The sequence below is a fragment of the Streptomyces sp. NPDC006326 genome (genome assembly GCF_040612915.1).
GTDB lineage: Bacteria > Actinomycetota > Actinomycetes > Streptomycetales > Streptomycetaceae > Streptomyces.
Window position 1 is genome coordinate 175,449 of the sequence record NZ_JBEXRC010000007.1, and the last position, 19,279, is coordinate 194,727.

Here is a 19,279-nt window from a genome sequence, read left to right on the forward strand (position 1 = left end):
CGCATCCTGCCCCCACCAGCGGCGGGAAAGCCAATCCGGCACCCGCCAGGGTCACACGAAAAGCGCCACAGTCACGCCGCGGTGACGCTCCGTCCGCACTCGGGGGATGCGGACCGCGGACCTCGCGGGCATCCCCGCAACCCTAGAGGCGGCCCGCCGGGCCCGCATCTCGCGACGCGCCGGGAACCGGCGCCGCCCGCTAGGCGGTCGCGGGGCCCGTGGCGGCCGGGCCCTGCACGGCCGAGGCGGCCTTGCGGACCGCACCGGCGACGGCGCCCGCGACCTTGTCGTTGAAGACGGACGGGATGATGTAGTTCGCGTTCAGCTCGTCCTCGCCGACGACGTCGGCGAGCGCGGTCGCGGCGGCCAGCATCATGTCGGTGTTCACCGTACGGGACTGGGCGTCGAGCAGGCCGCGGAAGACACCCGGGAAGACCAGGACGTTGTTGATCTGGTTCGGGAAGTCGGAGCGTCCGGTGGCCACGACGGCGGCGGTCTGGCGGGCGACGGCCGGGTCCACCTCGGGGTCCGGGTTCGCGAGCGCGAACACGATCGCGCCGTCCGCCATGGCGGCGACGTCCTCGCCGGACAGGACGTTGGGGGCCGAGACGCCGATGAAGACGTCGGCGCCGACCACGGCCTCCCTCAACGTCCCCGTGTAGCCCTCGGGGTTGGTGTTCTCGGCGATCCAGCGCAGCGGGGAGTCGGCCGCGGCGTCGACCAGGTCGGGGCGGCCCGCGTGCACGACACCGTGGATGTCGGCGCTGACGACGTTCTTGACGCCGGCCGCGAGCAGCAGCTTGAGGATGGCCGTACCGGCCGCGCCGGCACCCGACATGACGACCTTGACGTCCCCAACTGCCTTGCCAACGACGCGAAGTGCGTTGGTGAGGGCGGCGAGGACCACGATGGCGGTGCCGTGCTGGTCGTCGTGGAAGACGGGGATGTCGAGGGCCTCGCGCAGCCGGGCCTCGATCTCGAAGCAGCGGGGTGCGGAGATGTCCTCCAGGTTGATGCCGGCGAAGCCGGGGGCGATGGCCTTGACGATCTCGACGATCGCGTCGGAGTCCTGGGTGTCCAGGCAGATCGGCCAGGCGTCGATGCCGGCGAAGCGCTTGAAGAGGGCCGCCTTGCCCTCCATGACGGGCAGCGCGGCCTTGGGCCCGATGTTGCCGAGGCCCAGGACGGCGGAGCCGTCCGTCACGACTGCGACGGAGTTGCGCTTGATGGTGAGGCGGCGCGCGTCCTCGGGGTTCTCGGCGATGGCCATGCACACGCGGGCCACGCCGGGGGTGTAGATCATCGAGAGGTCGTCGCGGTTGCGGATGGGGTGCTTGGACGCCATCTCGATCTTGCCGCCGAGGTGCATCAGGAAGGTCCGGTCGGAGACCTTGCCGAGGCTGACGCCCTCGATGCCGCGGAGCTTGCCGACGATCTCGTCGGCGTGCGCGGTGGAGGTCGCGGCGATGGTGACGTCGATACGGAGCTTTTCGTGGCCGGAGGCGGTCACGTCGAGGCCGGTGACCGAACCACCGGAGGACTCCACGGCGGTGGTGAGCTGGGAGACCGCGGTTCCGCTCGCGGGCACTTCCAGGCGGACCGTCATCGAGTACGAGACGCTGGGCGCCGTTGCCATGGCCGTGTTCCTCTTCTGTTCCCTGGTTCGCTGTCACAGGGCCCCGCTCACGCCCGGCGCGGCGGGACCTGTTGTCCGATCGTCCCACCTACCAGCCAGTACAAGGTAACCAGCTACAAATTTCGGAAAGACTCTTCCACCATACGAGATTGATCGACGCGGTGGAAGCGTGGCCCCTACGAAAAAGGTCCGCGCCCCTCGATTCCGAGGGGCGCGGACCTGTTCGCACGTATAAGACACCGACCCGCCATGCTCGCCTCGCGGCAAGTGGTCGCTCTAAGCGACGAAGGTTGGGCCCGGGGGCTTGGATCGAGCCGGTGTCGTACCCAGGCTAACAAAGGATCGCCCCAGCCGGTCCCCCTCGGGGGAGTTCGCCCCCTCTCACCACGCGTGTGGCCGCGGGCCATCCGTGCCCGGGCCCGTCCGCTGCCCGGCCGGGCCGTGATCCGCCGGACGGCCCCGGGCACGGATGGCCCGCGCCCGGACGGGCCCCAGGGCGCCGGCGGCGGGCCGCTACGGGCGCAGCAGCGCGGGCACGCCGTCCGCGTCGGGCTCGTCGCGGCCGGTCGACACCACCGTGAGCTGCTGGGTGGCCCGGGTCAGGGCCACGTACAGCACCCGCAGGCCGGCCGCGGACTCCTGGGCGATCTCCGCCGGGGAGACGACCACCGTGGCGTCGTACTCCAGGCCCTTGGCCTCCAGGCTGCCGAGGGCCACCGCCCGCTCGCCCAGGTCGGCCAGCCAGCCCGCGGCCTCCGCGCGCCGGTCCATCGCCACGACCACGCCGACCGTGCCGTCGACCTGGTCCAGCAGCCGCCGGGTTTCCTCCCGCACGGCCGCGCCCAGGTCGTCCCCGGTGGCGGTGAACCGCGGCTCCAGGCCCGTGGAGCGGACCGCGGTCGGCGGTTCCATGCCCGGCATCGCCTGCCGCAGGACGCGGGAGGCGACCTCGGCGACCTCGGCCGGGTTGCGGTAGTTCACCGTCAGGGTGAAGCGCCGCCGCGGCCGGGTCCCCAGGGCCTCGTCGCGGGCGGCGGCCGCCTCCTCCGGGTCCGTCCACGAGGACTGCGCCGGGTCGCCGACCACCGTCCAGGTGCCGTGCCGGCCGCGGCGGCCCACCATCCGCCACTGCATCGGCGTCAGGTCCTGCGCCTCGTCCACGATGACGTGGGCGTACTCGGTGCGCTCCGCCGCGATCCGCTCGGCCCGCTCCCACTGGGTCTCCTCGCGGGTCGGCATCAGCTCCTCCAGCCCGCTGAGCTGGTCCAGCGGGTCCAGCTCCCGCTTGCGCTTCGGCCGTGCGGGCGCCCCCAGCAGCTGCTGGAGCTCGTCCAGCAGCGCCACGTCGTGCACCGACAGCGGGCCCTTGCCGTCCGCGCCGAGCCGGCGCAGCGAGCGTGCCAGCTGGCGGGTCTCGCGCGGGTTGAGGATCCGCCGCGACCAGCGCCCGAGCCGGCGCTCGTCGGCGAGCGCGGCGAGGACGCCGCGCGGGGTCAGCTCGGGCCACCAGGCGTTCAGGAAGCCGATGAACGCGTCCTCGGTGGAGATGTCCTCGTCGAACGCGGAGCGCAGCTCGGCGGCCAGCTCCGGGTCGCTGTGTCGGCCGGCCTGCCCGGACTTCGCGTACAGGGCGTCGAGCAGCAGCTTGCGGGCGCGCGGGCGCAGCAGGTTGACCGGGGCGGTGCCGCCGAGGACGTTCTGCCGGATCCGCTCCAGCTCCTCGGCCTCCAGCTCCTGGCGGCGCCCGAAGGCCACCACCCGCAGCCGGTCCGGTGCGCCGCCGAGCTCCAGGGCGCCCCGTACGGCCTTGCGCAGCACCTTGAGCATCCGGGAGGAGCCCTTGATGCGGGCCACGGCGGGTTCGTCGTACGTCGTCGCCTCCGCGCCGTCGACCAGCGAGCCGAGCGCCCGGATGGCGACCTGGCCCTCCTCGCCGAGGGAGGGCAGCACGCCCTCGGTGTAGGCGACGAGCAGCGGGGTCGGCGAGACGATCAGGATGCCGCCGGAGTAGCGGCGCCGGTCCTGGTAGAGCAGGTAGGCGGCGCGGTGCAGGGCGACGGCGGTCTTGCCGGTGCCGGGGCCGCCCGCCACCTCGGCGACGGACGCGGCGGGGGCCCGGATGACCAGGTCCTGCTCGGCCTGGATGGAGGAGACGATGTCCCGCATGGAGTGCGTACGGGCCCGCCCGAGCGCGGCCATCAGGGCGCCGTCGCCGATCGCGGGGAGCTCCTGTCCGTCGAGGAAGGCGGTGATCTCGGGGCGCATCAGGTCGTCCTCGACGCCGAGCACCTTGCGGCCCTTGGAGCGGATCACGCGGCGGCGGACGACCCGGCCGGGGTCCTTGGGGGTGGACCGGTAGAAGGGCGCGGCCGCCGGTGCGCGCCAGTCGATGACCAGCGGGGCGTAGTCGGCGTCGAGCACGCCGATGCGTCCGATGTGCAGGGTCTCGGCGATGTCGGCGGTCAGGTCCTCGCGGATCGCGTCGTCGGCGGGCTCGACGGAGGTGTAGGCGCCGTCGGGGCCGCGCTCGCCGTCCTTGCCGAGCACCAGGTCGATCCGGCCGAAGAGGAAGTCCTCGAACTCGTTGTTCAGGCGGTTCAGGTGGATGCCCGCCCGGAAGACCTGCGCGTCGCGCTCGGCCAGCGCGCCGGGGGTACCGACCTGGCCGCGCTTGGCCGCGTCGTTCATCAGGAACTCGGCCTCGTCGATCTTCTCTTCGAGCCGGCGGTACACCTGGTCCAGATGCGTCTGCTCGACCGCGATCTCCCGATCGCGGACGGAATCCGCCGTGCTGTCGACAGCGGCATTCTGCGCGGCCACCAAGGCCCCCTTCTGACGTGCATGGGCGACCGTCAACCGTACGCGAAGCCGCGGCCTGTCCGCACGCCCGTTCCGGTGACCGGGCGAAGATCACTCCGGGGGTTCAGCCCGGCCGGGCGGCCAGCACCCTGCGCCGGTGGCGGGCGACCCGCTCCCGGTTCCCGCACAGCTCGCTGGAGCACCAGCGGCGGCGGTGGCCCCGCGAGGTGTCCAGGTAGACGCGGGTGCAGCCGTCGCCCTCGCAGGAGCGCAGCAGGGCCCGCTCGCCCGGGTCGGTGAGCATCTCCACCGCGTCCCGGGCGACGGCGGCGAGGAGTGCGCCGCAGCCCACCCCGCCGCACAACTCCCGTACGAGGTGGCCCTCCTGGTCCTGTACGGCACACAGTCCGGGGGGTGGACCGGCGGCCAGCGCGTTGACCCGGGCGAGCGCTCCCCCGTCGGGTGCGTCGCCGGCGAGCTCGGCCCGTACGAGGCTTTCGACGTCGGCGCGCAGGGCCCGGAAGGCCTCCACCCAGTCGGGGCCCACCCGGGCGAGCGGCGTCCGGTCGGGCACGAGCCCGGCCCCGGCCAGCCACAGCCGCAGCTCGTCACCGTCCCGGATCTGCTCGGCGCCCGCGTGGGCGGCGAAGGTGGCCACCAGGTCCAGGCAGACCCGCCCGGAGTCGAACCACATGCCCGTCACCGCCTCTTCGCCGGGGGTGTGGCTCTCAGAGTGCCCTCGGACGCCGCGATGCGGAACCCCCCGTACAGGGGGCGGCGCCCCCGGCGGCTACAGCGGCGCCTCGTCGTGCAGCAGGCGCTGGAAGAGGCGGTGGTCGCGCCAGGCGCCGTTGATGTGGAGGTACTGCGGCGCCAGTCCGTACTGCCGGAAGCCGGCCTTCGCCAGGACCCGCTGGGAGGCCAGGTTGTCCACCAGGGTGCCGGCCTCCACCCGGTGCAGGCCGAGCTCGTCGCGGGCGATCCGGCAGACCTCCTCCAGGGCGGCGGTGGCCAGCCCCTTGCCGGTCCACGCCTGGTCGACCCAGTAGCCGACGCCGCCGCTGCGGAAGGGGCCGAGGGAGATGCTGCCCAGGTTGATCATGCCGACGGGCGTGCCGGTCCCGGTCTCGACGAGCACGTACGGCGCGAGGCGGCCGCCGTCCCGCTCGGCGAGCAGCGCCTCCACGCGGGCCCGCTGCCCCTCCTCGGTGTAGAACACCTCCGACCGCCACGGCTCGAAGGGCGCCATGTACGCCCGGTTCCGCTTCAGCGTGTCCGCCAGCCCGGCGGCGTCCTCCACCCGGACGCCCCGCATCCCCACCCCGTCAATGATCATCCGGGCACGGTATCCGCCGCGGCCGCAGTCCGCCAGATGTATGGGTCATCCCCTATCCTTGTATGGAGCGGATACCGTCGACCTGTCGGAGGACCGGATGTCAGCCACCCAGATCGACCTCGATGACGCGGCTCTTGCCGAGGCCATGCAGCTGTCGGGTGCCCGGACGAAGAAGGAGACGGTCAACCTCGCCCTGCGCGAGTACGTAGAACGCCGGCGCCGCACCGAGGCGCGGCTCCGCCACTTCCGCGCCGCCCAGGACTGGGACGAGGACGGCTTCTGGCGTCAGCACGGCGCGGAGAAGGGTCTGGCGTGAGGTGTTCCGCTACCTGATCGACTCGACCGCGGTCTGGCGTCTCCAGCGCGACCGGGTGCTCAACGAGGCGTGGGCCCACGAGGTCGACGAGGGAAGTGTCGGCTCGTGCCGGCCGCAGCGCACGGAGTTCCGCCGGTCGGCACGGAACCTCGACGAGTACGAGGCGATGACGGACATGCTCGCCGACCTCTACCCCGAGGTCTCCGTCCCCAAGAGTGCCTGGCAGTGGATCGAGACCGCGCAGTACCGCCTCGCCCAGCGCGGCCGCCACCAGAGCCTGTCCGTGGTCGACTGGATCATCTGCGCCACCGCCGCCCACCACGGGCTCGTCGTCCTGCACGACGACAAGGACTTCGCCGCCGCTGCGGGGCTGCTTCCGGAGGTACGGGAGCACAACGTGCACCGCGTCCCCCGCTGACGGACCCTCCGGACGAGGGCGTCGTACCGCCGGGCCGTTCAGCCGTCCGCGTACTTCGCGTCGACGGCCATGTCCAGCGCCAGCCGGTACCCCCGCTTCACCACCGTCTGCACCAGGTTCGGCGCGCCCAGCGCCCCCCGCAGCCGGGCCATCGCGGTCTCCACGGCGTGCTCGTCCCGCCCCGCCCCCGGCAGGGCGCGCAGCAGCTCGGCCCGGGCCACCACCCAGCCCGGCTGCCGGGCCAGCGCCCGCAGCAGCGCCATGCCCGCGGGCGGCACCGGCCGCAGCTCCTCGTCCACCAGCACAGCGTGCCCGCGGATCTCCAGCCGGTGTCCCGCGACCTGCAAAGCCCTGGCCCGGGCGGGCAGTTCCCGGCACAGCAGCTGCACCAGCGGCCCCAGCCGGAACCGCTCCGGCTGGACGGTCTCCACCCCCTGGGCCTGCAGCGGCAGCGCGGTCACCGGCCCGACGCAGGCCGAGAGCACCTCGCCCCGCAGCCCGGCCAGCACCGCGTCCCGCATCCCGCGCTGCTCCGCCCGGGACAGCAGCGAGGCCGCGGCCGGGGCGGAGGTGAAGCTCACCGCGTCGACCCCGCCGACGGCCACCGCGTCCAGCAGCCGGTCGAGCGGGCCGAGGTCCTGCGGGGGCATCCACCGGTACACCGGGACCACGACCACCTCGGCCCCGCCGTCCCGCAGCGCCTCCACGAACCCCGGCAGCGGCTCCCCGTGCAGCTGGAGCGCGATCCGCCGCCCGGCCACCCCGGCGCCCAGCATCCGGTCCAGCACCTCGGCGAGCGATTCCGACTGCGGGGACCAGGTCTCCACCAGACCGGCGGCCCGGATGGCGCCCTTGACCTTCGGCCCGCGCGCCAGCAGTTCACCGGCCCGCAGCCGCGCCAGCAGCTCCTCGCCGATCCCCCAGCCGTCGGCGGCCTCGATCCAGCCGCGGAAACCGATGGCGGTGGTGGCGACCACCGTGTCCGGGGGGCAGTCGATGAGCTGCTGGGTGGCGGCCATCAGCTCGCTGTCGTCGGCCAGCGGCACGATCCGCAGGGCCGGTGCGTGCAGGACGGTGGCGCCGCGGCGGCGCAGCAGGGCGATCAGCTCGTCCGCCCGCCGGGCCGCGGTGACCCCGACGGTGAACCCCGCCAGCGGAGACGGTGCGGCGGTGTGGGTGTCGTCCATGGTGACCTGCCTTGCCCAGTGGGTCGTTCTCACAACGCGCGATCACGTGTCACGCGACGGGAACCGAGCCTGTCAAGTTGCCGTGTCAGGCTCGGTTCCGCTGTATTTCGTGGCCGTAAACCGCCGTTACACCGACGTGAGCTGCGCCTCCTGCTCCGCCCCGGCCGCCGCGAGGGGCGCCCCGACCGGCCGGCGAAGGTATACCGCCCAGGTCACGGCGCAGCACGCGGCGTAGAAGCCGAGGAAGGTCACGAAAGCGGCCGTTCCGGACCCGGAGCTCAGGAACGCCTCGCGGAAGACCAGGTTGATGCCGAGCCCGCCGAGTGCGCCCACCGCGCCGATCAGGCCCATGGCGGCCCCCGACAGCCGGCGCCCGTAGGCCGCCGCGGCCTCGCCGCCCATGCCCCGCGCCAGCCCCTTGGCCTGGAAGATGCCGGGGATCATCTTGTACGTGGAGCCGTTGCCCAGTCCGCTCAGCACGAACAGCGCCACGAATCCCACGAGGAAGACGGGCAGCGACTTCTGGCCGGAGGCGTAGACGACGACGCCGGTCGCGGCGGCCATCGCCACGAACGTCCCGAGCGTGATCCGGGCCCCGCCGAACCGGTCCGCGAGGGCGCCGCCGACGGGCCGGATCAGCGAGCCGAGCAGCGGTCCGATGAAGGTGAGCGAGGCGGCCTGGAGCGGCGTGCGGCCGAACTGCGTCTGGAGGACGAGCCCGAAGGCGAAGCTGTAGCCGATGAAGGACCCGAAGGTGCCGATGTAGAGGAACGCCATGATCCAGGTGTGGGCGTCCCGAGCCGCCTCGCGGACGGCGCCCGCGTCGTTGCGTACGGGCGCCAGGTTGTCCATGCGCAGCAGGGCCAGCGCGGCCGCGGCCACGACCAGCGGGAGGTAGATGCCGAGCAGCAGCCTCGGGTGCCCGGCCCCGGCGGTCCCGATGACCAGCAGGGCGGCGAGCTGCACCACGGGAACGCCGATGTTGCCGCCGCCCGCGTTCAGGCCGAGCGCCCAGCCCTTCTTGCGCAGCGGGAAGAAGGCGTTGATGTTGGTCATGGAGGAGGCGAAGTTCCCGCCGCCCACGCCCGTCAGCGCGGCGACGGCGAGGAAGGTCCCGTACGAGGTCCCGGGCTCCATGACGACCAGTGCGGCCGTGGTGGGCGCGAGCAGGAGCAGGGCACTGACGACGGTCCAGTTGCGGCCGCCGAACCGGGCGACGGCGAAGGTGTACGGCACCCGGACGAAGGCGCCCACGAAGGTCGCCGTCGCGATGAGGAAGAACTTCCCGGCCGGGTCGATGCCGTACGCGGGCCCCATGAAGAGCACCATCACCGACCACAGGGACCAGATGGAGAAGCCGATGTGCTCCGAGAGCACGGAGTAGAGCAGGTTCCGGCGGGCGATGCGCTCCCCGGTCTCCTTCCAGAACGTCTCGTCCTCGGGTTCCCACCGCTCGATCCAGCGGCCCCCCTTGCGCGGTGCGGTCGTACCTGTCATCTCACGCCTCCACAGCTGCTGTGCTCGTCGCATCCGTGGTCGCCACCGTAGGAACGGCGCGTTTCGGCCCCGGTCCCCGCCGGATGACCGGCGGGAAACCTTGCACTCACCCGCCGTCGGTGCCGCCTGTGAGCGCGGCCGGACGCCAGCTCCCCCGGGGCACGGCCAGCCACCCGTGCCGGTCCGAGAGCGCGGCGGCGGCCCGGTGCAGGGCGTCCAGCCCCGGGTGGCCGAAACCCTTGCGCCACACCATCGACAGCGGGGACAGCGGAACCGGGTCGACGAGCGGCCGCTTCACGCACCCCGGCATGTCGAGGAAGTCCACGGTGGCCAGCACCGGATTGCCGGTCTTGGCCATCACCCGGCGGAACTCCTCCTTGCCCACGGCCACCGGCGCGGGCGGCGCCACCGAAATCCCCCGTCCCGCGAACAGCTCGCGCGCCAGCCCGGTCCACTCCAGGGTCCGCGGGTTCCCGGCCCCGGCGTAGACGCGCTCCCCGGCCAGGGCGGCCAGCGCCATCGGCTCACCCGGCGCCCCCGCGTGCGGGTGCCCCTCGGGCAGCAGCACGGCGAGGGGCTCGTACCGTACGGGACGGTGGTCGAGGCGGGCCCGCAGCGCCGGGTCCAGGCCGTCCGCGTAGCCGAACGACACGTCGAGGCGGCCGGCGGCGATCTCGGCGGCGGCATGGGTCAGCCCGCTCTCGAAGCGGGCCATCAGCTCGCAGTCCGGGGCCAGCTCGCGGGCGCCCTCCAGCACCGTCCGGGCGGTGCTCGGCCCGTCGGTGTTCAGATCGACGAGGAGGGCGCGGGGGCCGGCGAAGGCGGCGGCCAGTTCCTCCTGCGCGGACAGCGCCCGCCGGGCCAGCGGCAGCAGCCGCTCGCCGTCGGGGGTCAGTTCGACGGCCCGGGTCGTACGGACGAACAGGGCGGCGCCGAGGGCCTGTTCGAGCCGCCGCACGTCCCGGCTCAGCGCCTGCTGGGCCACGTACAGCCGGGCGGCGGCCCGGGTGAAGTGCAGCTCCTCGGCCACGGCGACGAACCCGCGCAGCAGCCGGGGTTCCACATCACGGGGATTCACCCCCGGAGACTAACAACAGAAGACGGTCAATCCGCGGGGAACAGGTGTTGGACCGCGACGCCGCCGGGACCGAAGTCTTGATCCATGCCGCAGACCGCCCCCACCCGTATGACCGTGACCGGATCCACCCTCGTCATCGCCCCCTCCCCCGCTCCCGCCCGCGCCCCCCGGCGCCCGGCCCGCACCCCGGGCCCGTACGGCCGGCTCTTCGCGGTCCCCGGCGCCCGCGCCTTCACCGCGGGGAACCTCGTCGCCCGCCTCCCCATGGGCATGTTCGCGATCAGCGCGGTCATGATGATCGCCGGCCAGCGCGGCTCGTACGCCCTGGCCGGGTCGGTCACCGCGACCGGCATGGCGGCCACCGCGCTGGTCGCGCCCTGGACCGCCCGCCTGGTCGACCGGTACGGCCAGGCCCGCATCGCGGTCCCGGCCACCCTGATCGCCGTCCTCGGGTCGCTGGCCCTGGTCCTGTGCGTCCGTACGCACGCGCCCGCCTGGACCCTCTTCGCCTCCTACGCGGCCACGGCGACCACCCCCAACATCGGCGGCATGTCCCGCGCCCGCTGGACCCACCTGCTGCGCCACTCGCCCGAGGACCACCACACGGCGATGTCCTTCGAGCAGGCCGCCGACGAACTCTGCTTCATGCTCGGCCCGGTGGTGGCGGCCTTCCTGTGCACCGCCGCCTTCCCGGAGGCGGGCACCCTGACGGGGGCCTCGCTCCTGCTGCTGGGCATGCTGGTCTTCACCGCCCAACGGGCCACGGAGCCCCCGGTGTCGGCCGCCCGCGGACGCGCCGCCCGGCTGCGCGCGGTCCGCCCGCTCCTGGCACTCTTCGTCCCCCTCGGCGTCGTGTTCGGCGCGATGGAGGTCACCTCGATCGCGCACCTCGGCGCCCACGGGCTCGGTGCCTCCTCCGGCCTGGTCCTGGCCCTCCAGGCGGCGGGCTCCTGCGCGGCCGGACTGCTCTACGGCGCCCTGCGCCCCCGCAGCCTGCGCACCTGCCTGACCACCTTGTGCGCGGCAATGGCCCTGCCCTGGGCGGCTGCGGCCACGGGCTCGGTGCCCCTGCTGGCGGCGGCCCTCCTCCTGGCGGGCATGGCCACCGCCCCGGTGATGGTGACGGCGATGTCCCGGATCCACCGGGCCACCCCGCAGGGCCGCCTCAACGAGGGCATGACCCTCGCGGTCACCGCCATCCTGGCGGGCATCGCCCTGGGCTCGGCGACGGCCGGCGCGGCCGTCGACCACTGGGGCACCACCGCCGCCTACGCCCTCCCGGCCGCGGCGGCGGCACTGGCCCTCGCGCTCGGCTCGGCGCGCCGCCCGGACCGGACCAGCTCGGCCTGACCAAGCAACTGGCAAAACTTTTGCTAGAATCTCGTCCATGAGCGAACCCGGCACGTACACCCCCGGCACCGGCCCCATGGCCTCCGTTTCCGTGTCCGTCCACGAGGGCACCATCGCCGCGGTCCGGGCCCGCGTCGGCAAACGCGGTGTCTCCCCCTACGTGGAGGCGGCGATCCAGCGGCAGATCGAGCGCGACCAGCTGGCGGAGCTGATCGCGGCCAACGAGGAGATCCACGGCGCGCTCACCGCCGAGGAGATCGAGGCGGCCGAGCAGGAGATGTTCGGCGACCACCGACAGCGGTCGGACGACGCCGCATGAGCGGAACGTGGGTCCTCGACAGTGAGGCACTGTCCCAATACCTCCGCGCCGACCGGGCGATGACGGCGAGGCTGGCCGCGGCCCACAAGCGCGACGTACGGGTCATCACGAGCGCGGTGACGGTCGTGGAGGCAGATCCTCAGGGCGCGCACAGGGCGCGCGTGGACTGGGTGGTGTCGCAGCTCGCCGTCGAACCCGTGACGCGGGAGATCGCCCGCCACGCCGTCCGCCTCATGCGGGACGCGGGGCTCACCGGCGGCCACAAGTACGCGATCGACGCCGTGGTGGCCGCGACGGCCCATGCGTCAGCAGGCCCCGTGACGGTCCTGACCTCCGATCCCGGCGATCTCGAACCGCTCTGCGGTCCTCGCGTCCGGGTCATGAAGGTCTGACACATGACAAAGGCCCCGCAGCCGAGGCTGCGGGGCCTGTGCCCACATGGGATGAGTGGAGATGGCGGGAATCGAACCCGCGTCCAACGGTGCAGAAGCAGGGCTTCTCCGAGCGCAGTCCGCTGCGCTTTTCTCGGCCCCGGAGATCACACGGACAAGTCTCCGACGGGCTCAGTCACTGTTTGGTTTCCCTCCAACCCCCGTGACCGGGGCTAGAGGTTTAGATCCCTAGTTGACGCCAGGATCCGGACCGGGACCACTTCCGGGCTGACGCTCCTCACAGAGGCTTCAGCTCACTGTTATTAGGCAGCGAGGGTGAAGCGGGAGTTATCGCTCTTGGAGTTGGCGATTATTTTTTGCGACATATGGTTTACGAGATCATTGCCGCTTCCTCGGCTCGCTTCCCCTGCATCGACATCCGCTGTCGAAACCGATCATCCCCATGTTTTGTTTACAAGCTGCTCCCACCCGCAAGCGGGGGGTGCTGACGCCATGGTACGCGAAGTGGACCACCGCATGCCAGGTGATTAGAGCGTGCCCCGCTGCTTGCGGCGGATCGCCGAGATCGCCCGGTTCGTCTCGCGGGTGTCCTGCTTCTCGCGCAGCGTCTGGCGCTTGTCGTACTCCTTCTTGCCCTTCGCCAGCGCGATCTCGACCTTCGCCCGGCCGTCCTTGAAGTACAGGGACAGGGGGACGACCGTGTGGCCCGACTCGTCGGCCTTGCGCTCCAGCTTGTCGATCTCCTCCCGGTGCATGAGGAGCTTGCGCTTGCGCCGGGCGCTGTGGTTGGTCCAGGTGCCCTGGCTGTACTCCGGCACGTGCACGTTGTAGAGCCACGCCTCGCTGCCCTCGACCGACACGAAGCCGTCCACCAGCGAGGCCCGGCCCTGGCGCAGGGACTTGACCTCGGTGCCGGTGAGCACGAGACCGCACTCGTAGGTGTCGAGGATCGTGTAGTCGTGCCGCGCCTTCTTGTTCTGGGCGATCAGCTTGCGCCCTTTTTCCTTAGCCATAGTGCGGTCATTTTCGCACTACGGACCCACCCCGAGGCCACCCAATACCGTGTGCGCCCGTTCCTCGACTCCGTCGCCCGCCGCCAGGTCCGGTGTGATGCCGCTGCCGTCCAGGCTGCGCCCGGCGGGAGTGCGGTAGGTGCCCACCGTCAGCTCGGCCACCGAGCCGTCCGGGAGCGTCGTCGGCATCTGCACCGAACCCTTCCCGAAGGTCCGCGTGCCCACCGCGACGGCCCGGCCGCGGTCCTGCAGGGCGCCCGTGACCAGCTCCGCCGCGCTCATGGTGCCACCGTCGACCAGCGCCACCAGGGGCCGGGCGGTGTCCCCGCCCGGGCTCGCGTACAGGGCGCGCTCGCTGCCGCGTACGTCGTACGTCGCCACGAGCCCGCCGTCCAGGAAGGCGGAGGCGGCCGTCACGGCCTCGGTGACCAGCCCGCCCGGGTTGCCGCGCAGGTCGAGCATGACGCCGGCGCCGGGCGGGGCGGCGCGGACGGCGGCCCGGACCCGTTCGCCCGAGCCCCGGGTGAAGGAGACGACCTTGATCACGGTGACCCCGTCGGGGAGCTGCTGCACCGTCACCGGCTCGATGTGCAGCTGCTCGCGGACCAGGGTCTCGGTGCGCTCGGCGCCGTCGCGGAGCAGGCGCAGGACGACGGGGGTGCCGGCCTCCCCGCGCAGCAGGGCCACGACCTCGGAGGCGGGCAGGCCGGTGACGGCGCGGGCGTCCACGCCGAGCAGCCGGTCCCCGGGACGCAGACCGGCGCGGGCGGCGGGACCCCCGGGCTGGACCCGGTCGACCTCAATGCGGCCGGCGTCACCGCGCCGGACCCAGAGGCCGACCCCGGTCCAGCGGCCGTCCAGCTCGTCGGTGAAGGCGGCGTACTCGCCCCGGTCGTAGACGACGCCCCAGCGGTCGCCGCTGCGGCTGACCACCTCCTGGGCGGCCTTCTTGCCGGACTTGCCCTCCGCGGCGGCGTCGGCGGCGGCGCGGGCGACGGCCTCCCGGTCGGCGGTGCCGGGCGCGCGGGACGGCGCCCCGGACGGGCCGGATGCGGGGGGACTCGCGCCCGCGGCCGTTAAGCCCGGGGCGGTCAGGGCGTCCGCGCGGTCCCAGCAGCCGGTCCCGGCGGCGGCGCCGACGGCCACGAGGAAGACCAACGTCAAAACGGCCCCGCGACGCAGGTCGCGGGGCCGGAGACAGAAGGCGGGCAGACCCGGCATGGCGCCGAGTCTAGGACAAGCCCCGTGGCGGCAGGGAAGGTTGAGCCGACCTCACACGGGGCGCTCGTCACACCTTCAGGTACTTGCGCAGGGCGATGAAGGCGGCCAGCGAGGGCATCAGCACCCCGATGACCAGCACCAGCGGCAGCTTCGTCAGCACGGAGTCCCAGCCGATGAAGTTGATCAGCTCCATCTTGGTGCGCAGCGAGGCGCCGTGGTCGATCACGAAGTACTGGCCGGCACCGAGCATCCCGCACGCGAACACGGCGCCGATGAGGCCCGCGAAGGCGGCCTCCATGATGAACGGCACCTGGATGTAGAAGCTGGAGGCGCCCACCAGCCGCATGATCCCGGTCTCACGCCGACGGCTGAAGGCGGAGACGCGCACGGTGTTGACGATCAGCAGCAGCGCGACGATCAGCATGATCAGCATGATGCCGAGGGCGGCCCAGTTGAGGTAGCCGAGCATCTGGAAGAGGTTGTCGAGCTCGGTGTGCTGGTCGGCGACGGACTGGACGCCGTCGCGGCCGGCGAAGGCCGTGGTGATGACCTTGTACTTCTCGGGCTGCTTGAGCTTCACCCGGAAGGAGTCGGGCATCTGGTCCGGGGTGATCACCGAGGCGAGCGCGGTGTGGCCGAAGCGCTCCTTGTAGTGCTTGTACGCCTCGTCCGAGGACTCGTAGTGGACCGTCTCGACGAGGTCCATCTTCTTGAGGTCGGTCTCGATCTGCTGCTTCTGCTCGGGGGTGACGGCCCCCTTCTCGCAGGACTTGCTGCCGCTCTCGCTCTTGTCCTCGGCGTCGCTCTTGTTGCAGAGGTAGATCGAGACGTTGACCTTGTCGTACCAGTAGCCCTTCATCTTGCTCACCTGGTCGCGCATGAGCAGGGAGCCGCCGAACAGGGCCAGCGACAGGGCCACGGAGATGATGACCGCGAAGGTCATGGTGAGATTGCGGCGGAGGCCTACGCCGATCTCCGACATGACGAACTGGGCGCGCATTGCGTCTCAAGGGCCTTTCAGTGCTGGTAGCCGTAGACGCCGCGCGACTGGTCGCGTACGAGACGGCCCTGTTCGAGTTCGATGACGCGCTTGCGCATCTGGTCCACGATCTGCTGGTCGTGCGTGGCCATGATCACGGTGGTGCCGGTCCGGTTGATCCGGTCCAGCAGCTTCATGATGCCGACGGAGGTCTGGGGGTCCAGGTTGCCGGTGGGCTCGTCCGCGATCAGCAGCGCGGGGCGGTTGACGAAGGCGCGGGCGATGGCCACGCGCTGCTGCTCACCACCGGAGAGCTCGCCGGGCATCCGGTCCTCCTTGCCGCCGAGGCCGACCAGTTCGAGGACCTGCGGGACGGCCTTGCGGATCTCGCCGCGGGGCTTGCCGATGACCTCCTGGGCGAAGGCCACGTTCTCGGCCACCGTCTTGTTCGGCAGCAGGCGGAAGTCCTGGAACACGGTCCCCAGCTGGCGCCGCATCTGCGGAACCTTCCAGTTGGAGAGCTTGGCGAGGTCCTTGCCCAGGACGTGGACCTGGCCGTGGCTGGCCCGCTCCTCGCGCAGGACCAGCCGCAGGAAGGTGGACTTGCCGGAGCCGGAGGAGCCGACCAGGAAGACGAACTCGCCCTTGGAGATCTCCAGGGAGACGTCTCTGAGTGCGGGACGGTTCTGCTTCGGGTAGGACTTGGAGACGTTGTCGAATCGGATCACGGGTGCACCACGGTCGCCGGGAGTAGGTGTGCGTGACCATACGCGAACGGGCGCGAGGCCGGGACCCGGCGTCCTGAGTTGCCCGATATATCCCCTGGTCCGGGGTGGGACGGGGGGTGATTGCCCGGACGGGCCGCGCCGAATGTCCCCGAAGCTGGCACAGTGGTGGGGGGAACGCTCTGGTTCCCGTACGCGTTGTTCAAGGGGACGAGAGGAGGAGAGCGCATGACATATGACCGGCTCGTGTGCGCGAACTGCGCGGCGCCCGTCAGTCAGGGCCGCTGCCCGGTGTGCCGGGCAAACCGGGAGCGCCTCCAGCAGGAAGGTCCCTTCGCCGGCCTGAACCCGATGGCGCTCATCGCGCTCCTGGTGGTCCTGGTGGCCGCCCTGGCCTTGGTGGCACAGCACACGGCGTAGCGCTCGCCGCCACGTCCCGATCATGTCCCGTTCATGACGCAGCCGAAGGGCCCGGACACCTGGGGTGTCCGGGCCCTTCGCAGCTCTGCTCGCTGTGCTTAGGCGGTCTGCTCCTGCTGCTTGCGCCAGCGGATGCCGGCCTCCAGGAAGCCGTCGATCTCGCCGTCGAGCACCGCCTGCGGGTTGCCGACCTCGAACTCCGTCCGCAGGTCCTTGACCATCTGGTACGGGTGCAGGACGTAGGAGCGCATCTGGTTGCCCCAGGAGCTGCCGCCGTCCTTGAGGGCGTCCATCTTGGCCTGCTCCTCCTGGCGGCGCCGCTCCAGCAGCTTGGCCTGGAGGACGTTCATGGCGCTGGCCTTGTTCTGGATCTGCGAGCGCTCGTTCTGGCAGGAGACCACGATGCCGGTCGGGATGTGCGTGATGCGCACCGCCGAGTCGGTCGTGTTGACGCCCTGGCCGCCGGGGCCGGAGGCGCGGTAGACGTCCACGCGCAGCTCGGTCTCGTCGATCTCGACGTGGTCGCTGGTCTCGACGACGGGCAGCACCTCGACGCCCGCGAAGGAGGTCTGGCGCCGGCCCTGGTTGTCGAAGGGCGAGATGCGCACGAGGCGGTGGGTGCCCTGCTCGACGGAGAGGGTGCCGTAGGCGTACGGGGCCTTGACGACGAAGGTGGTCGACTTGATGCCGGCCTCTTCCGCGTACGAGGTCTCGTAGATCTCGGTGGGGTAGCCGTGGCGCTCGGCCCAGCGCAGGTACATGCGCTGGAGGCGCTCGGCGAAGTCGGAGGCGTCGACGCCGCCGGCCTCCGCGCGGATGTTGACCAGCGCCTCGCGCTCGGCGTACTCGCCGGAGAGCAGGGTGCGGACCTCCATCTCGTCCAGCGCCTTGCGTACGGAGACCAGCTCGGCCTCCGCCTCCGCGAGCGTGTCCGCGTCGTCCATCTCCTGGGCGAGCTCGAAGAGCACGGCGAGGTCGTCGATGCGGCCGCGCAGGGTCTCGGTCTTGCGGACCTCGGCCTGGAGGTGCGAAAGCTTGCTCGTGATCTTCTGGGCGGCCTCCGGGTCGTCCCACAGGGACGGCGCAGCGGCCTGCTCCTCAAGCACGGCGATTTCTGCCCTCAGCTTGTCGAGGTCCAGGACGGCCTCGATCGACCCCATGGTCGAGGAGAGGGACTTCAGCTCTTCGGAAACATCGACGACTGCCACGGGTCCAGCGTAGCCGGTCCGCGGGCGGCGCCGTCCGGGCAGGCCGGATCACCCGTTCTGGTGAACGCGGGAACGGGCGTACGCTCACGGTATGACTCTTCTCCTCGTCAAGCGCCGCCATGTGGATCACATGCGTGTCACGACGACGAGCTGTCTGCCGCCGGACCTTTCCCAAGCCTGATCAGCCCGATCCGACTTGGTCCTGTACGCGGCCCACGCGGCCCCGGCGCCATCCCTGCCGGCAGGCCCACCCCCCACCCGCTGCCCCGCCACCTCTGGGGAACAGGACCCCGTGACATCCGAAACGGAGCCGTCATGCCGTCCGCGCACACCCACACCGACATCCCCGCGCACATCCGCAGCCTGCCGGTCATCGACCTGTCCCAGGCCGACGACCCCGCCTTGCGCCCGGAGTTCCTCAAGACGCTGCACGCGGCAGCCCGGGACACCGGTTTCCTGCACCTGACCGGGCACGGCATCACCGAGGCCGAGACGGCCCGCATCCTGGAGCTGACCAGGGCTTTCTTCGCGCTTCCGGAGGCCGACCGGCTGGCCGTGAGCAATCTCAACTCGCCGCACTTCCGCGGTTACACCCGGATCGGGCACGAGCTGACCGGCGGGGCCTCGGACTGGCGCGACCAGCTCGACGTCGGCGCGGAGCGGCCGGCGCCGCAGCTGGGGCCGGCCGATCCGGCGTACCTGTGGCTGGAGGGTCCGAACCAGTGGCCGGCGGCCCTTCCGCAGCTGCGGCCGGCCGTCCTGGAGTGGCAGTCCCGGCTGGCCGCGGTGGCCCACCGCCTGCTGCAGGAACTGCTGACCTCGATCGGCGCTCCTCCGCACTTCTTCGACGAGGCCTTCGCGGACCGGCCCCACCTGCACACGAAGCTGATCCGCTATCCCGGATCGGCGCCGTCGGGCGCGGACCAGGGGGTCGGCGCGCACAAGGACTACGGCTTCCTGACGCTGCTGCTCCAGGACTCCGTGGGCGGGCTCCAGGTGCGCCAGGGGGACGGCTTCCTGGACATCCCGCCGATGCCGGGGGCGTTCGTGGTGAACCTGGGCGAGCTGCTGGAAATAGCGACGGACGGGTACCTGCGGGCCACGGACCACCGGGTGGTGAGCCCGCCGGGGGCGGTGGAGCGGTTCTCGGTGCCGTTCTTCTACAACCCGCGGCTGGACGCGGTGATCGACACCGTGCCCGGGGAGTACCTGCGGGCGGCGCCCGGGGTGCTGCACGACGCCTCGAACCCGCTGCACGCCGAGTACGGGCGCAACGAGCTCAAGGGCTGGGTGCGCGCCCACCCGGCGGTGGCCCGCCGCTGGCACCCGGAGCTGGTCGCGGCCTGACGTCCGCGGGGGCGCCGCGGACCGCGGCTCCCCCGGCG

General features: G+C 72.1%; 19 protein-coding genes and 1 other RNA gene. 7 read left to right on the top strand and 13 right to left on the bottom strand.

Annotated features, from left to right (window positions below):
- Positions 1-199 precede the first annotated feature (199 nt).
- The 4 genes from ABZ128_RS08520 to ABZ128_RS08535 all read right to left on the bottom strand — a co-directional run bounded on the left by ABZ128_RS08520 (position 200) and on the right by ABZ128_RS08535 (position 5,771).
- Positions 200-1,636 carry an NAD-dependent malic enzyme gene (locus tag ABZ128_RS08520; RefSeq protein WP_356846894.1) on the bottom strand — a complete coding sequence of 479 codons (1,437 nt, stop codon included), beginning with the start codon at positions 1,634-1,636 and terminating at the stop codon, positions 200-202.
- Between the two features lie 513 nt (positions 1,637-2,149).
- The gene (locus tag ABZ128_RS08525; protein ID WP_356846895.1) at positions 2,150-4,456 is read right to left on the bottom strand and encodes a UvrD-helicase domain-containing protein; all 2,307 of its coding nucleotides are present in this window, start codon (positions 4,454-4,456) and stop codon (positions 2,150-2,152) included.
- A 103-nt stretch (positions 4,457-4,559) separates the two neighbouring features.
- A complete protein-coding gene (locus ABZ128_RS08530; protein WP_356846958.1) occupies positions 4,560-5,129 on the bottom strand; it encodes a CGNR zinc finger domain-containing protein in 570 nt (189 codons plus the stop codon).
- A 96-nt stretch (positions 5,130-5,225) separates the two neighbouring features.
- Positions 5,226-5,771, bottom strand: coding sequence for a GNAT family protein (locus tag ABZ128_RS08535; RefSeq protein WP_356846896.1), 546 nt, complete (start codon positions 5,769-5,771; stop codon positions 5,226-5,228).
- A gap of 97 nt (positions 5,772-5,868) precedes the next feature.
- Here ABZ128_RS08535 and ABZ128_RS08540 point away from each other — a divergent pair, with 97 nt between their 5' ends.
- A complete protein-coding gene (locus tag ABZ128_RS08540; protein ID WP_356846897.1) occupies positions 5,869-6,087 on the top strand; it encodes a type II toxin-antitoxin system VapB family antitoxin in 219 nt (72 codons plus the stop codon).
- A gap of 1 nt (position 6,088) precedes the next feature.
- On the top strand, positions 6,089-6,505 hold the full coding sequence (locus ABZ128_RS08545; protein WP_356846899.1) for a PIN domain-containing protein: 417 nt from the start codon (positions 6,089-6,091) through the stop codon (positions 6,503-6,505).
- Between the two features lie 38 nt (positions 6,506-6,543).
- Here ABZ128_RS08545 and ABZ128_RS08550 read toward each other — a convergent pair whose 3' ends face one another.
- The 3 genes from ABZ128_RS08550 to ABZ128_RS08560 all read right to left on the bottom strand — a co-directional run bounded on the left by ABZ128_RS08550 (position 6,544) and on the right by ABZ128_RS08560 (position 10,267).
- Complete coding sequence (locus ABZ128_RS08550; RefSeq protein ID WP_356846900.1) at positions 6,544-7,692, bottom strand: uroporphyrinogen-III synthase; 1,149 nt, start codon at positions 7,690-7,692, stop codon at positions 6,544-6,546.
- A 126-nt stretch (positions 7,693-7,818) separates the two neighbouring features.
- Positions 7,819-9,189 carry a nitrate/nitrite transporter gene (locus ABZ128_RS08555; RefSeq protein WP_356846902.1) on the bottom strand — a complete coding sequence of 457 codons (1,371 nt, stop codon included), beginning with the start codon at positions 9,187-9,189 and terminating at the stop codon, positions 7,819-7,821.
- 106 nt (positions 9,190-9,295) lie between these two features.
- On the bottom strand, positions 9,296-10,267 hold the full coding sequence (locus ABZ128_RS08560) for a LysR family transcriptional regulator (RefSeq protein WP_356846903.1): 972 nt from the start codon (positions 10,265-10,267) through the stop codon (positions 9,296-9,298).
- Between the two features lie 84 nt (positions 10,268-10,351).
- On the opposite strand from ABZ128_RS08560, the gene ABZ128_RS08565 reads away from it, so the two are divergent.
- The 3 genes from ABZ128_RS08565 to ABZ128_RS08575 are packed head-to-tail and all read left to right on the top strand — an operon-like array spanning position 10,352 to position 12,328.
- The gene (locus ABZ128_RS08565; protein WP_356846904.1) at positions 10,352-11,617 is read left to right on the top strand and encodes an MFS transporter; all 1,266 of its coding nucleotides are present in this window, start codon (positions 10,352-10,354) and stop codon (positions 11,615-11,617) included.
- 37 nt (positions 11,618-11,654) lie between these two features.
- Complete coding sequence (locus tag ABZ128_RS08570; RefSeq protein WP_356846906.1) at positions 11,655-11,936, top strand: hypothetical protein; 282 nt, start codon at positions 11,655-11,657, stop codon at positions 11,934-11,936.
- Positions 11,933-12,328: a PIN domain-containing protein gene (locus tag ABZ128_RS08575; protein WP_356846907.1), complete on the top strand. Its 396-nt coding sequence runs from the start codon at positions 11,933-11,935 to the stop codon at positions 12,326-12,328. The genes ABZ128_RS08570 and ABZ128_RS08575 overlap by 4 nt, the downstream gene beginning before the upstream one ends.
- A 53-nt stretch (positions 12,329-12,381) precedes the next feature.
- Here ABZ128_RS08575 and ssrA read toward each other — a convergent pair.
- The 5 genes from ssrA to ftsE form a co-directional block, all read right to left on the bottom strand.
- Positions 12,382-12,770: a transfer-messenger RNA gene (gene ssrA, locus ABZ128_RS08580) on the bottom strand.
- Between the two features lie 85 nt (positions 12,771-12,855).
- Positions 12,856-13,341 carry an SsrA-binding protein SmpB gene (gene smpB, locus ABZ128_RS08585; RefSeq protein WP_356846909.1) on the bottom strand — a complete coding sequence of 162 codons (486 nt, stop codon included), beginning with the start codon at positions 13,339-13,341 and terminating at the stop codon, positions 12,856-12,858.
- A gap of 18 nt (positions 13,342-13,359) precedes the next feature.
- Positions 13,360-14,562 (bottom strand): S41 family peptidase, encoded by a 1,203-nt coding sequence (locus ABZ128_RS08590; RefSeq protein ID WP_356846910.1) that lies wholly within the window; start codon positions 14,560-14,562, stop codon positions 13,360-13,362.
- Positions 14,563-14,629: 67 nt separating this feature from the next.
- The gene (ftsX, locus tag ABZ128_RS08595; RefSeq protein WP_356846911.1) at positions 14,630-15,562 is read right to left on the bottom strand and encodes a permease-like cell division protein FtsX; all 933 of its coding nucleotides are present in this window, start codon (positions 15,560-15,562) and stop codon (positions 14,630-14,632) included.
- Between the two features lie 17 nt (positions 15,563-15,579).
- Positions 15,580-16,269, bottom strand: coding sequence for a cell division ATP-binding protein FtsE (gene ftsE, locus ABZ128_RS08600; RefSeq protein ID WP_356846912.1), 690 nt, complete (start codon positions 16,267-16,269; stop codon positions 15,580-15,582).
- Positions 16,270-16,494: 225 nt separating this feature from the next.
- On the opposite strand from ftsE, the gene ABZ128_RS08605 reads away from it, so the two are divergent.
- The gene (locus ABZ128_RS08605) at positions 16,495-16,686 is read left to right on the top strand and encodes a hypothetical protein (protein ID WP_114057747.1); all 192 of its coding nucleotides are present in this window, start codon (positions 16,495-16,497) and stop codon (positions 16,684-16,686) included.
- A gap of 98 nt (positions 16,687-16,784) precedes the next feature.
- Here ABZ128_RS08605 and prfB read toward each other — a convergent pair whose 3' ends face one another.
- Complete coding sequence (gene prfB, locus ABZ128_RS08610) at positions 16,785-17,894, bottom strand: peptide chain release factor 2 (protein ID WP_356846913.1); 1,110 nt, start codon at positions 17,892-17,894, stop codon at positions 16,785-16,787.
- 315 nt (positions 17,895-18,209) lie between these two features.
- Between prfB and ABZ128_RS08615 the strand changes: the two genes are divergently transcribed.
- Entirely contained in the window at positions 18,210-19,241 is a 1,032-nt protein-coding gene (locus ABZ128_RS08615) for a 2-oxoglutarate and iron-dependent oxygenase domain-containing protein (RefSeq protein WP_356846914.1), read from the top strand.
- Positions 19,242-19,279 lie beyond the last annotated feature (38 nt).